The 13,807-nt window shown below is 54.0% G+C and carries 8 protein-coding genes; 6 read left to right on the top strand and 2 right to left on the bottom strand.

The genetic code is table 11. The annotated features are described in order from the left end of the window. The first annotated feature begins 2 nt into the window (after positions 1 to 2). Positions 3 to 1,145, top strand: a complete 1,143-nt coding sequence (locus AUMI_RS05235; protein ID WP_096382116.1) for a MalY/PatB family protein — start codon at positions 3 to 5, stop codon at positions 1,143 to 1,145. 10 nt (positions 1,146 to 1,155) lie between these two features. Here AUMI_RS05235 and AUMI_RS05230 read toward each other — a convergent pair whose 3' ends face one another. After that, positions 1,156 to 2,361: an MFS transporter gene (locus AUMI_RS05230; protein WP_096382114.1), complete on the bottom strand. Its 1,206-nt coding sequence runs from the start codon at positions 2,359 to 2,361 to the stop codon at positions 1,156 to 1,158. A 260-nt stretch (positions 2,362 to 2,621) separates the two neighbouring features. Here AUMI_RS05230 and AUMI_RS05225 point away from each other — a divergent pair, with 260 nt between their 5' ends. From AUMI_RS05225 to AUMI_RS05210, 4 genes are all read left to right on the top strand, one after another. Beyond that, positions 2,622 to 5,120, top strand: a complete 2,499-nt coding sequence (locus AUMI_RS05225) for a ribonucleoside-diphosphate reductase subunit alpha (protein WP_148664054.1) — start codon at positions 2,622 to 2,624, stop codon at positions 5,118 to 5,120. Positions 5,121 to 5,343: 223 nt separating this feature from the next. Next, complete coding sequence (locus AUMI_RS05220) at positions 5,344 to 6,324, top strand: ribonucleotide-diphosphate reductase subunit beta (protein WP_096382109.1); 981 nt, start codon at positions 5,344 to 5,346, stop codon at positions 6,322 to 6,324. A gap of 99 nt (positions 6,325 to 6,423) precedes the next feature. Further along, positions 6,424 to 7,242, top strand: a complete 819-nt coding sequence (locus AUMI_RS05215) for an InlB B-repeat-containing protein (RefSeq protein ID WP_096382106.1) — start codon at positions 6,424 to 6,426, stop codon at positions 7,240 to 7,242. Positions 7,243 to 7,333: 91 nt separating this feature from the next. Then, entirely contained in the window at positions 7,334 to 8,206 is an 873-nt protein-coding gene (locus AUMI_RS05210) for an InlB B-repeat-containing protein (protein ID WP_096382104.1), read from the top strand. Positions 8,207 to 8,254: 48 nt separating this feature from the next. Here the strand turns inward: AUMI_RS05210 and hrpA are convergent, their stop codons facing one another. Further along, positions 8,255 to 12,112 carry an ATP-dependent RNA helicase HrpA gene (hrpA, locus tag AUMI_RS05205; RefSeq protein ID WP_096382100.1) on the bottom strand — a complete coding sequence of 1,286 codons (3,858 nt, stop codon included), beginning with the start codon at positions 12,110 to 12,112 and terminating at the stop codon, positions 8,255 to 8,257. A gap of 85 nt (positions 12,113 to 12,197) precedes the next feature. Here hrpA and AUMI_RS05200 point away from each other — a divergent pair, with 85 nt between their 5' ends. After that, a complete protein-coding gene (locus AUMI_RS05200) occupies positions 12,198 to 13,769 on the top strand; it encodes an MFS transporter (protein ID WP_096382097.1) in 1,572 nt (523 codons plus the stop codon). Positions 13,770 to 13,807: the final 38 nt, after the last annotated feature.

Here is a 13,807-nt window from a genome sequence, read left to right as displayed (position 1 = left end):
ACATGGCAACTCCGTTCACCACGTATTCCCTCGACCAGCTTCGCACCCGCACCAGCGCTAAGTGGAGACAATACGGGCCGGATGTGTTGCCGCTGTGGGTGGCGGAGATGGACAGCACTATTGCGCCGTCTGTCGCCGAGGCAGTCAATGCCGCACTGACCGAAGGCGACACCGGCTATGCCCACGGAGATGCCTATGGTGAAGCTTTCGCGGAGTATTCGAAGCGTCACTGGGACCTCAACGTAGATCCCGCCTACACCCTCCCTGTTATTGATGTCATTCGTGGCTTGACCTCGGTCATTCTGGAACTGACAGAACCGGGGGCGCCGATTGTGTTGACTCCTCCTGTCTATTACCCCTTCGCCATGATTGTCGGCGGTACGGGCAGAACAGTGGTGAATGCTCCATTAACCGCTGAAGGTCGTTTCGATGCAGAAAGCCTAGAGAAGGCATTTACTGAAGCAGCAGCTCTGGGCAAGGGTGGCATGGTGCTGATCAGCAACCCTCACAACCCGGGTGGTGCTGTTCACACCCGTGAAGAGCTCACCATGCTGGCAACCTTGGCTGCCAAGCACGGCATTCGTATTCTCTCGGATGAGATTCACGCTCCGCTGACTATGCCTGGGTACACCTTCGTTTCTATCTTGGACATTCCTGAAGCAGCTGATGCCATTGTGGTAACCAGCGCCTCCAAGTCATACAACCTTGCCGGGTTGAAGGCAGCGCTCATTGTGACCAACCCGGCTTCGTCTGAGTTTGTTCGTTCCATGAAGTCCAAGTATTTGGAAGGCCCCAGCCATCTGGGCACTATTGCTCACTTTGCCGCTTTGAACGGAGGAGACCAGTGGCTGGCCGATGTGAATAAAGACATCGATCGCAACCGCCACCTCGTCACGGAACTGGTGACCACCTTCCTTCCTGGCGCCAAATACACTCCCGTGGAGGCAACCTACTTAGCGTGGGTGGACTGCCGTGCGCTGGGCCTCGGTGATGACCCAGGACAGGTGTTCTTAGAAAAGGGCAAGGTTGCCTTTAGTAGCGGGCACGTTTTTGGTCCCGGCGGCGAAGGTCACATCCGCGTCAATATGGGAACTAGCCCCGAGATTCTGACTGAAGCATTTCGCAGAGCCTCACTCGCCCTCTAAGCCAGCAGAGCTAGCTGATTGTTTCGACCGGGCCTGTATCGGGCAGAGGAACTCCCGTCGTGCCTCGGAGGTCGGGGCTCCATCGATAGGTGACTACGGCACCGAGTGCCGTGATAACGGCAAAAGCTGTTGCAGCAATGATGGCAGAGGGTGCTCCGAAATGGTCTATGCAGAAACCGGCTACAGCCGCACCCACACCAACACCAATGAGCTGACCTGTCCCAATCCATGCATATGATTCGGCTGTCTCGCTGAATTTCATGGTTGCGCTGATGTTTGTAAACAGAACCGTGAGCGCGGGGGCAACTCCAAGCCCAGAAATAAACAGGGTGAACGACAGCCACCAAAAGTCGCTTGCGAAAGTTGCTGCGACTAACCCGCCAGTGATGACTAAGAGTCTGCGAGTTAGAGACCAGGGCGCAATCTCCCGGTGACCCCAGGCGAGGCCGCCAACCAGCGAACCCAGGGCGTAGATTGCCAGAATCCAGCCAGCCTCAGGGCCCTCTTTCCCGAATAGACCAATAATTCCTGCCTCAACAGCAGAGAATGTTGCCACCAGGGTGAGCCCTAACGTCATGGAAATAATGACGGGTGAGCGAGTGAGTACCCCTCCGAGACGGCGCTTGCTCGGTGGAATACGAACCTGACCTACTGAGGGTGAAGTAATGAACCATGCCCCACCCACGGCAAGGAATGCCATCGCGGTCAGAATTGCCTCGGTGCTGCCAAACTGAACCGCCACAAAGGTGGTGAGTACCGGACCAACAATCCAAATGATTTCTTGGGCGGTGGCATCGAGAGAAAACAGGGGAGTGAGCAAACGGTTAGGAACCAGTTTGGGGTAGATGGTGCGCACAGCCGGTTGGATCGGCGGATAAGAGCATCCGGCAATAAAGCCCAGAAGAATCATGACCGGAACAGAGAAAGGAATAATCGCCATGGCGCAAAACAGCACAACTGCGACCACGGCCATCACACTCAGGAGGGGGCGCATGCCCCAGCGCGACATCAAGCGAGAACTGATCGGCCCAGCAATAGCTTCGCCCAAACTGATGGCACCAACTACTAAACCTGCCGCGGCATACGAGTTGTGAATGCGTTCCACGTGGATAAGAAATGCAATAGAGAGCATTCCGTGGGGGAAACGCGCAAGAAGCTGCGACAAAACAACGCGGGTGACCCCGCGTACTTTGAGCAGTTCCGCATATGTTTTCACAGTTTCTCCAGTCTATGCGCCGGGTCATAAGGGTGCGAATGAGCGCAAAATCCTCGCGAGAGTGTCCGTGGGTGGCCAGAAGATGTATTTCACGTAAAAAATGAACGAAAAACGGTGTGAATATGTGCACAAACGAGGAAAAGTTATCCACAACTGGGGATGACACGCCCACAACATGTAGGGGATTCATTTTCGAGCCAACCCCTTATATAGTGGTCAAGCACCTAGAGCAGAAAATTTACGAGGAAGAGACAAAAGACGTGGGAATCACTGTCGTAAAGCGCAATGGACAGCGCGAACAGTATGACGCCAACAAGATCAACATGGCGATTGAAGAGGCAACACATGGCCTCCACGACAACATTGCGTGGGTGACCCAGATTGCCACCGAACTCGAAATCACCCTCTTTGATGGCATCACCACCCAGCAACTCGACGAAGCAGTCATCCAGGTTGCTCTGCAGAACGTCAAAGATGACCCTGCATTCGACGTTGTTGCTGCCCGTCTGCTGCTCAAGACCATCTACAAGCGTGTACTCGGAGACTTCTCGACCCCCGAACAGCTGAAGAAGCTGCACCGCGACCACTTCGCAGAGAACATGAAGCGCGGCGTCGAGGAAGGTCTGCTCGACCCTCGACTGACCGAACTGTTCGACCTCGAAGCACTCGCAGCTGAGATTGACCCCAGCCACGATGACCTGCTCAAGTACATCGGTGTTGTCACCCTCAACAACCGTTACGCCATTAAGGGTCGTAACGGTGACCCACTTGAGGTTCCTCAGTACTTCTGGATGCGTATCTCCATGGGTCTGTCTCTCAACGAGAAGAACCCCACCGAGCACGCCATCAAGTTCTACAACAAGATGAGCCAGCTTGAGTACCTCGCAGCTGGATCTACTCTGGTCAACGCCGGAACCATCTACCCACAGCTTGCTAACTGCTTCGTTCTGGAAATGCAGGACGACATGGAGCACATTGCGAAGACCACTCGCGACGTGATGTGGCTTACCAAGGGAACCGGTGGAATCGGTCTGTCCGTGACCAAGCTCCGTGCACAGGGTTCACCTATCCGCTCGAACAACACCACCTCGACCGGTCCTATCCCCTTCATGCACACCATTGACTCCATCCTGCGTGCTGTGAGCCGCGGTGGTAAGAAGTTCGGTGCTCTCTGCTTCTACATGGAGAACTGGCACATGGACTTCCCCGAGTTCCTTGACCTGCGTCAGAACTCCGGTGACCCCTACCGTCGTACCCGTACCGCGAACACCGCTGTGTGGATCTCTGACGAGTTCATGAAGCGCGTCCAGAACGATGACGACTGGTACCTCTTCGACCCACTCGAGGTCACTGACCTCAACGAGCTTTACGGCAAGGCATTCTCCGAGCGCTACAACTTCTATGTAGCCGAGGCAGAAGCAGGACGTATGCACCTTTACAAGAAGATTGGTGCTCGCGAGCAGTTCAAGCAGATCCTGATCTCCCTCCAGTCCACCAGCCACCCCTGGCTGACCTGGAAGGACACCATCAACCTGCGTGCCCTCAACAACAACACTGGAACCATCCACTCCTCCAACCTGTGCACCGAAATTACGCTGCCTCAGGACGAGGACAACGTCTCGGTATGTAACCTCGCATCAATTAACCTGTCTCGTCATCTCACCGACGAGAACACCGTTGACTTCGCCAAGCTTGCCGAAAGCGCCAAGCTTGCTGTTCGTCAGCTCGACAACCTGATCGACATCACACGTTCTTCTGTGGATGAAGCAGACTTCTCCAACAAGGAAAACCGTGCCATCGGTCTGGGTCTCATGGGCTTCACCGACATTGTGGAGCGTATGGGTTACTCCTACGAGTCCGAAGAGGCCTATGACCTCATCGACGTCATCACCGAGCACATCTCCTACGCAGCCATCGAAGCATCGGTCGAGCTCGCACAGGAGCGTGGCGCCTACAAGAACTTCGAAGGAAGCCGCTGGTCACAGGGTCTCGTACCTTTCGACAGCATCGACCTCACCGAAGCAGACCGTGGTGTTCCCATCACCGTCAACCGCAACACCACCCTGGACTGGGATGCACTGCGCAAGAAGGTCAAGGGCGGCGTTCGCAATGCAACTCTGATGGCTATCGCTCCCACCGCATCCATCGGTCTTGTTGCCGGAACCACCCCAGGTCTGGACCCCCAGTTCTCACAGATCTTCAGCCGTGCAACCAGCTCCGGTAAGTTCCTTGAGGTCAACCGCAACCTTGTTGCTGACCTCCAGAAGCTCGGAATCTGGGAGACCGTTCGTGAAGACCTGCTGCGTAACCAGGGTGACGTTCAGAACCTCCCGCAGATTCCAGACCACATCAAGGCTGTCTACAAGACCAGCTTCCAGCTCTCGCCCTTCTCCTTCCTCGAGGTTGCGGCACGTGCACAGAAGTGGATCGACCAGGCCATCAGCCGCAACATGTACCTGGAAACTCGTGACCTCGGCGACATGATGGAGATTTACTCCGAAGCATGGAACCGTGGCGTGAAGACCACCTACTACCTGCACATGAAGCCACGTCACACGGCTGAGCAGTCCACCGTCAAGGTGAACAAGGCAGAAGACATCAACGCCAGTGGTGGACCTAAGAAGGGCTTTGGCTTTGGTAGCGGTTCCGGTTCAAACCCAGAACCACACGCAGTCTCGGCTGTTGCAGAAGCAGAGCCTGCTGTGGCAGCACCTGCACGTAAAGGCTTCGGATTCGGCGCAGCGGGAGGTGGAAACTAATGAACTACACAACCCCCGTAGACGAGTACTTCGTTCCCGTCGACCCGATGGACGAACTTCAGTGCGAGTCCTGCCAGTAGGCAGATCGCTCCCATCCACAGACACCCCTGCAACACCAGCACCATCTGTATCAACCCCGCCGCACCCCACTAGAGCATCAGCTTTAGAAAAACGGGACACTACAGAAACACCACACTTTTACGACGAACTAAGGAGAAACACCATGGGTATTCTCGGTACCGGAGTCCAGGATGGACTCATGCTTAAGCCCGTCACCTACAAGTGGGCGATGGACCTTTACGACCAGGCAGTTGCAAACACCTGGTTCCCCAACGAAATTCAGCTCGGTGAAGACATCGCTGACTTCAAGAAGATGACGGATGAAGAACGTCACGCCATCACCTTCTTGATGAGCTACTTCAACCCCAACGAGCTGCTCGTGAACAAGGCACTCGCCTTCGGCGTGTACCCCTACGTCAAGGCTCCCGAGGCTCACCTCTACCTCGCCAAGCAGATGTGGGAAGAAGCAAACCACTGCATGAGCTTCGAGTATGTTCTCGAAACCTTCCCCATTGACCGTGAGATTGCCTACAGCTCTCACGTCAAGGTGCCTTCCATGGCGCGCAAGGAAGAGTTCGAGGTCAAGTTCATCAAGCGCATGACCGAGCAGACTCTCGACATCACCACCACCGAGGGCAAGAAGGACTTCGTTCGCAACCTTGTTGCCTACAACGTCATCCTCGAGGGCATCTGGTTCTACTCGGGCTTCATGGTTGCTTTGAGCTTCCGCCAGCGCAACCTGCTGCGTAACTTCGGATCTCTCATGGACTGGGTCGTCCGCGACGAGTCTCTTCACCTCAAGTTCGGAATCAACCTGATTCTGACCGTTCTTGAAGAGAACCCAGACCTGCAGACCCCAGAGTTCGCAGAAGAAATCCGCAACATGATCCTCAACGCAGTTGAGATGGAAGAGGAATACAACCGTGACCTCCTCCCCAACGGCATCTTGGGTCTGAACTCGAACTACATCAACCAGTACGTGAAGTACCTGGCAGACCGTCGTCTCGAGGAGCTCGGTTTCGAGGCCCACTACAAGGTCTCCAACCCTGCAAAGTGGATGGCAACCGCCAACGACACCCTGCAGCTGGTCAACTTCTTCGAGTCGACCAACACCAGCTACGAGTCCAACGGCGCAACCGCCTAAATACTCGAACAGAGTTAAGGGCCTTCCTGATTACAGGAGGGCCCTTTTCTGTACCCCGATAGGTGACAAAAGACTAAAAGTTTTGTCTAGAATATTTGTATGAAAAAGTTTTCTCTCAAAGCTCTCGGCGCTGCCATTTTGTCTCTGGGTCTTGTTGTTGCTGGGGCTGCTTTGCCAGCAAATGCTGGAACACTTACCTCCGCTTCAGTAACTTCCACAGGAACAATCGGAACTTCTGGAACCAACGCATATCCAATTACTGTTGCGGCAACAACAATTACCGCCACAGGCCAGTTTGTGATTACTTTACCTACAGGTTGGACGCCTACTTTTTTCGGTGGGCCAACTTGCGGAGGAATCACACTTACTGGCATCAATATCACTAATACGGGATGTAACGTATCGGGAAATGTAATTACCCTGTACGGATCTGATGGAAATACTTCGGCTCCTATTCCTACGGGTGCGAAAACTGTTACTTTCGCCGTTGGCAAACTAAACACGGCTGCAGCACGTGATTTCGTCCTAGCGTCAAGTAACAGCGGAACAGCCGTGGACAGTGTTACAGTCACCCTTGCGTCAGCATCATCCAGCTACACTGTCACCTTCAATTCAAACGGTGGCTCAGGTGCGATGGCTGATCAGTCGGCAAGTTCTGCTACTGCTCTGAGTGCGAATGCATTTACTCGTTCTGGCTACACATTCGCCGGCTGGAACACCGCAGCTGATGGTTCTGGTACTGCATACGCAGACGGCGATAGTTTCCCTTTCTCTGCCAACGCAACGTTGTATGCGCAGTGGACTGCAACTCTTGCTACTACCGGTTTTGACGCAGCGCCTTACCTCTACGGTGGTTTAGCCCTTGCTCTCACAGGTGGAGCACTCATGCTGATTGCTCGTCGTAAGCAAAGCAACTAGTAGTTATCCCAACAGAACACCCCGCTCTTGTGAGCGGGGTGTTCTTGCTTTCTGCCCAAAAGAAAATAAAACTTTTGTCTAGGATGGAGCTATGCAGAAGTTATCGCTCAAGGCTCTTGCCGTTTCAATTTTGTCTTTATTCCTTATTGCCATCGGGGCCGCGATTCCCGCAAACGCAGCCACGAATGTCACGCCATCGGACGTCGTTGTTGCCGGTGGAAACAACACCAGCAGCTTCACGGTTAATTTAGATTCGCTTCCGAACAGTGTCTATTCATTTGGAATTCGGATTTACGGTGGATCCTTCGTCACACAAGTTGGAGCACCTGGCTCTGCAATTACGGTTTCCGCTTCTAGCCCCACTCAATGCTCCACTTCTGGAATCTCTTTTCAAGCAGGAGCATCCGTTTCCGGATTTTGCGTCGCATTGAACTCGACAGTTAACCGCGCATTCTTTTACGCTACGCCGAACAACGTAGATCCAGCCGGTACAGCAAGCCTCTCCTTTGCCACTGGATCAATCCTCTTTGATGCAAGCGCACCAGCAGGTGGCTACAGAATTGAGGCGTACTACCAAACTTCCAGTGGCGGAGGGTCCACAACCCTTGCAACTATTGCACTAACTACAGCTTCAGCTTCAAAAACTGTCACCTTTAACTCAAATGGTGGTTCTGGTGCGATGGCTGATCAGTCGGCAAGTACTGCTACTGCTCTGAGTGCGAATGCGTTTACTCGTTCTGGCTACACATTTGCGGGTTGGAACACTGCTGCTGATGGTTCTGGTACTTCATACGCAGATGGCGCTAGTTTCCCTTTCTCTGCCAATGCAACGTTGTATGCGCAGTGGACAGCAACTCTTGCTACAACCGGTTTTGACGCAGCACCATACCTCTTCGGTGGTTTGGCTCTTGCTCTCACCGGTGGTGCACTGGTGCTGATTGCTCGACGCAAGCAGAGCAACTAGTAGTTTTCCCAACAGAACACCCCGCTCATTGGAGCGGGGTGTTCTTGTTTATCCCAAGACTTTCTTGATGCGCTGGAGTGAGATGGGTTCTGCCGTGCCCAGGGATTGGGCAAACAGGCTAACCCTAAATTCTTCAATCATCCAGCGTGCTTTGACAATCTGTGCAGGGGAGTGTGGGGCAAGAGGAATCTTGCCTCCTGCTGCTTCATAGAGAGTGAGTGCTTGAGTGAGTTCAACTGAAGCTGTTCTGTCTCGACCTGAGTCTTCGATCATGCGTTGAATGCGCATTGTGATGGCGCGGACATAAATCAGTATGCGAGGTAGTCGTGCGAGTCCCGCGTCGCTGATGAAGCCTGGTTGCAGCAGGTTCTCGAGGTGAGCCTTCTCTTCGGTGAGTTGGGCGAGGAATGTCATGGGGTTTGCCTGAGACATAGCTTTCTGGGCTTCTTTGGCCGCGGAAAGTATTCGAGCTGTTTGGGAGACGGCATCAAAGATGTTGTCCATGATGGCGCCTTGGACGCGGTCCCTCAGAGTTTCAAACTCTGCCTTTTGGAAGATCATTCCGTCTTCGCGCATGGAGTAGAGAACGCTGTCCACGCTGGCTGCAATGGCGTCAGCGATGAGTGCATTAAGGCTGGGATAGGGGCTCTGGGTGAGGATGAGTTTCTCAGCAGCAGTGAGATGTTCTTGAACATACTTTGCTGGAGAAGGAATTGCCGCGATGGTGAGTGCTCTAGTTCCCAATGGGTGTTCTCTGCGCTGGTCAGCCTCGGTGGCCATGAGTCTGATGTTGACCTCTTGGCGTGCTGTTCCAGGGTTCGTGACTACCAGAGCAGGATAGGCACGCACGGTGTTGCCTCCGTGCTGGGCATCCACTGTTCGAGGAAGCTCATCAAAGTCCCAACTCGTGAGACCGTCACGTTCTAGAGGTGAGGTCACACGCTCGGCTACTTCAGCAACCGCGTCTCTGGTTTTCTCGGCTAGTCCTCGTTGAAGTTTTTCTAGGTTTTTATCTGTGCCCAGTTTTTTGCCGGTGCTGCCGATCACTCTGTAGGTCATGCGCAGGTGATCGGGAAGTCGCAGCGGATCAAAGTCAGCTGCGCTGACAAGAGCTCCGCTAAGACTTTGCAGTGCTTTCGCAACTGTTGTGAGGAGGTTGCCCTGCGGTGTCTCAGGCAGCGTGGCAGCTGCCTTGGCGGCCCAGTCTGCGGCAGGAACGACCTGTCGTCTGATGTTCTTGGGCAGTGTCTTGATCAGCCCGGTGATCAGTTCTAGACGCAAGCCTGGAACGAGCCATTCAAAAGGCTCTGGATCTAATCGGGCGAGCAATGGCAGTGGGACTTCAACGGTCACGCCGTCATCTTCGCGGCCCGGCTCGAAGCGATATTTCAGGGTGAGTGTTTGGTCGCCGTATACCCACTGTGAGGGGAATTCATTCTCGTCATGCTCCGCTTCTGTTTCTTCCAGAAGGTCAGAGCGCTGCATGGTGAGCAGGTCGGGGTTGGTGTTCTTTTCTTTCTTCCACCAGCCTTCAAAGGTTCGGGTGGAGAAGACATCTGCAGGGATGCGTTGGTCATAGAAGGCAAAGACGACTTCGTCGTCAGCGAGGATGTCTCTTCTTCGTGAACGTTCTTCGAGTTCTTCTAGTTGCCTGCGGAGCGCACGGTTGCTTCTGTCGAATGCTTGTTTGGAATCCCATTCGCCATCGACGAGTGCATGGCGGATGAACAGTTCACGGCACAGCTCAGGGTCGATGCGTGAATATTGCATTCTGCGGTGGGCAACGAGCGTGACACCAAAGAGCGTCACACGCTCATAAGCAACAACAGCGCCTTGGTTTTTCTCCCAGTGTGGTTCGCTATAGCTTCGCTTACACAGGTCACCGGCAATCTTTTCTGCCCAGCTGAGATCTATTGCTGCGTTGGTTCTGGCAAAGAGTCTGCTTGTTTCTACCAACTCAGCACTCATGACAGCTGCAGGGGGTTTCTTGGCTAGGGCAGAGCCGGGGAAGATGACAAATTTCTGGTTGCGTGATCCCAGGTATTCATGCTGCTGTTTGCGTGGGTTTGAGTTGGGACCGCGCTTATCTGCGAGTTTGTTATCACTGACCTGCTTGAGACCGATGTGGGAGAGCAATCCTGCCAGCAGAGACTTGTGAATGCCGTCTGGATCAATCTTGGGTTCACCCAAGGTGAGGCCTAAAGGTTTGGTGAGTGTTCTAAGTTGGCGATAGACGTCATTCCATTCACGCACTCTCAGGTAGTTGAGGAATTCTGCTTTACACATCCTGCGGAAAGCACTCGAGGACAGTTCCTTTTGCTTCTCTTCCAGATAGTTCCACAGGTTTAAGAGGGTGAGGAAGTCACTGGTGGGGTCTGTGAACCGGGCATGGGAAAGCTCTGCTTGTGGTCGCTTTTCTAAGGGACGTTCTCTTGGATCTTGAATTGTGAGCCCTGCCACAATTGCCATGACTTCTCTGGTGACCCCGTGGTGGCGAGACTCGAGGACCATCCTTGCAAAGCGTGGCTCGATCGGTAGGCGAGCTAAATCGTGACCAATCTTGGTGAGTTTGGTTGCCCCGGGGGTGTTCTGGATGGCCCCGAGTTCTTTGAGGAGATCGAGGCCGTCCTTCACGCCACGAGAATCGGGTGTTTGCAGGAAGGGGAATTGGGAGATGTCTCCCAAACCTAGTGAGGCCGCTTGCAGAATCACCGAGGCGAGATTGGTGCGCAAGATTTCGGGGTCGGTGAATTCTGGGCGGCGCTCGAAGTCCTCTTCGGAGTAGAGGCGTATTGCTATACCGTCGCTGGTTCGACCACATCGGCCAGAGCGCTGGTTGGCGCTGGCTTGAGAGATGGCCTCAATGGGAAGTCGCTGCACCTTGGCTCTCGGGGAGTATCTGGAGATGCGTGCTGTTCCGGCATCGATGACGTATTTGATCCCAGGAACTGTGAGGCTGGTCTCGGCCACGTTCGTGGCCAGAATGATGCGTTTTCTTAAGCCCGGAACTTTGCTTGGTTCGAAGACTTTGTGCTGATCTGCTGCGGAGAGACGGCCATATAGTGGCAGCACTTCGGTGCCGGCCTTCATCCGGCCGGCAGTGATGTGGCCTTCTATGGCTTCTTGAGCATCCCGAATCTCTGTCTCACCCGAGAGGAACACCAAGACATCTCCGGGCGCTTCTTTATCGAGCTCGTTGAGTGCAGCAATGATGCTGTCGAGGTAATCACGTGCTGAATGTTCCGGTACCGCGGTCGCTGTGTTTTTGTCATCGGCGAGTTCGTCATCGTCGACGTCGTCACTGCTGACCTTGTCTTGGACGAGGGGGCGGTAACGAATCTCGATGGGGAAGGTGCGGCCAGAGACTTCAATAACCGGAGCATTGCCGAAGTGTGCGGCAAAGCTTTCCGGGTCAATGGTGGCAGAAGTAATGATGACTTTGAGGTCAGGTCTCTGGGGGAGTATCTGTTTGAGATAGCCCAAGAGAAAGTCAATATTGAGGCTGCGCTCATGCGCTTCATCGATGATGATGGTGTCGTAGTTTTTGAGAAGCCGATCGCGTTGCAGGGCATTGAGCAAAATGCCGTCGGTCATGACTTTAACTTCGGTCTCAGCACTTGCTTGATCAGTGAAGCGCACTTGGTAGCCGACAAGGCCACCGAGTTTTACACCTAGCTCCTCAGCAATGCGTTCTGCAACAGCGCGAGCAGCAATACGCCTGGGTTGCGTGTGGGCAATGCTCGTGCGGCCTAGTTCCAAGCACATCTTGGGGATTTGGGTTGTTTTTCCCGAGCCGGTAGCCCCAGCAATAATGACCACTTGGTTTTCGCGGATGGCTGCCAGTATCTCCTCGCGCCGTTCACTGACGGGTAAGTCAGGCGGGTAGGTGATGAGTGCGGCGTCCATGGTCTTTATCCAGCCTACGCGAGGGGTGTTTATACCTGCCGTCTAATGTGACACACTTACACAGGTCCACTTTCTAGGAGGAAATGTGTCGTCAACCGCTGCGTCGTCTACTGCACCAGAGCAAGGATTTCGCCGCTCTGCAGTTATTTTGCTGGGAATGCTCGGAGCAATCCAGGTAGCAGACCCCATTCTTTCTTCGTTGGCACTGGTTAAGGCCTCTGATGAACTCAACTTCTCGGCATCTACCCAGTCGCTTGCAGCTGGTATTTCGACCCTGGCTCTTGCAGCCACCGCTATTCCCGGAGGTATGCTCGCAGACCGCTATGGCCGCCGCTTGCTGCTTGCCCTCTCGGTACTGGTTGCTGCTGCAGGTCAGCTGATGACCGCAAGCGCGGGTCTGATTGACCCCAAGGCAGACACTGCGGTGCTCTTTTATCTTCTGGGCCGCATCATCACCGGTGTTGCACTGGGTGTGACATTTGGTGCTTCCTACGGCATGCTGCGCAACGTTTCCAGCGCCAAGTCTTTAGGCCCAGCAATGGCCACCTACAACATTGTTAACGGAATCATCCCCGTGGTTGCGATGGTCTTGGCTGGTGTCTTGATTGCAACCAGCTGGCGTTTGGCTTACCTCATTCTTCCTGTGGTCTCAGCCATTGGCTTCTTCTTGGTCAAGCCGATTTTGCCCAAGATTGATAAATTGCCACCTGCGAAGGTCGACTATCTGGGCATGTTGTTTGTGGCCATTGGTATCGCTGGTTTGCTCTACGGCATTAGTGGTGCAACAAATGGTTTTGGCCACCCCTCGTTCTACGTCCCCATCATTGTTGCTCTGATTTCACTCGCAGCATTTGGTATTCGTGAAAACCGCACGAAGTCCCCTGTCTTCCCCATCAAGCTACTGAGCCACCCTGCATTCTTGGGTGCTGTGGTCATGGGTATCTTCTGGAACATGGCTACTGCATCGATGAGTCAGATGCTTCCCAACATGTGGCAGTACGTCACCCACATCCCAGCTGCTCTTCTGGGTGCGGCAAGCTTGCCCATGTCCGCAGCTGGAATTGTTGGCTCGGTTATCGCTGGTGCTCTGCTTGGTAAGGGTTCAGTACCTCGCACCACCGCTTTTGCCGGCTACATTCTCATGGTTGTCGGTTTTGCCAGCTACCTCATCATTGGCCCCACCTCGAGCTACCTGATGTTCCTTCCCGGAATGATCATTGCTGCTGTGGGTTGGATGATGAACGCCACCAGCCAGGGCAACCTGTTCATTACCTTGGCTCCTGCCAAGTTCTACGGCCCTGTTACCTCCAGCAAGCTTGCTGTGGGACAGTTCGGTTATGCACTTGGTTTGACCGGTAGCACCGTTATGGTTTCGCTGTTCACGCTTTCTGGTGTGAGCTCGGCAACGAAGGGTGCTGTTGCTGGTGTTTCCAACTGGGATGCCATTACGTCCTACATGGCAACAGGTCAGACAACAAACTCTGATCTTGCTGCTGTAAGCACGTCTGATCTGGCCGGCATTTACACCACGGCATTTGTCTCCACTATCTCCATCATCGCGGTTGTTGTGGCCCTTGCTGGTATCACGATGTATCTCCTCCTCAAGAACAAGAAGGCATCTGTTCCTGTTGAGGAATACCTTGGTTTGACCAACTAGGTAACTTCCACTGCTCTCAGTTAGAAAACTGTCTAGGC

Origin of the sequence: Aurantimicrobium minutum (assembly GCF_002355535.1) — a bacterium.
Lineage (GTDB): Bacteria > Actinomycetota > Actinomycetes > Actinomycetales > Microbacteriaceae > Aurantimicrobium > Aurantimicrobium minutum.
Note: the sequence above shows the minus strand (reverse complement) of the source record. Positions and strands in the feature narration are given on the sequence as shown.

Bases quoted from the DNA above. Each gene is read 5' to 3' on its own strand.
- AUMI_RS05235 (WP_096382116.1), top strand. From the start codon at position 3: ATGGCAACTCCGTTCACCACGTATTCCCTCGACCAGCTTCGCACCCGC.
- AUMI_RS05215 (WP_096382106.1), top strand. From the start codon at position 6,424: ATGAAAAAGTTTTCTCTCAAAGCTCTCGGCGCTGCCATTTTGTCTCTG.
- hrpA (WP_096382100.1), bottom strand. From the start codon at position 12,112: ATGGACGCCGCACTCATCACCTACCCGCCTGACTTACCCGTCAGTGAA.
- AUMI_RS05220 (WP_096382109.1), top strand. From the start codon at position 5,344: ATGGGTATTCTCGGTACCGGAGTCCAGGATGGACTCATGCTTAAGCCC.
- AUMI_RS05210 (WP_096382104.1), top strand. From the start codon at position 7,334: ATGCAGAAGTTATCGCTCAAGGCTCTTGCCGTTTCAATTTTGTCTTTA.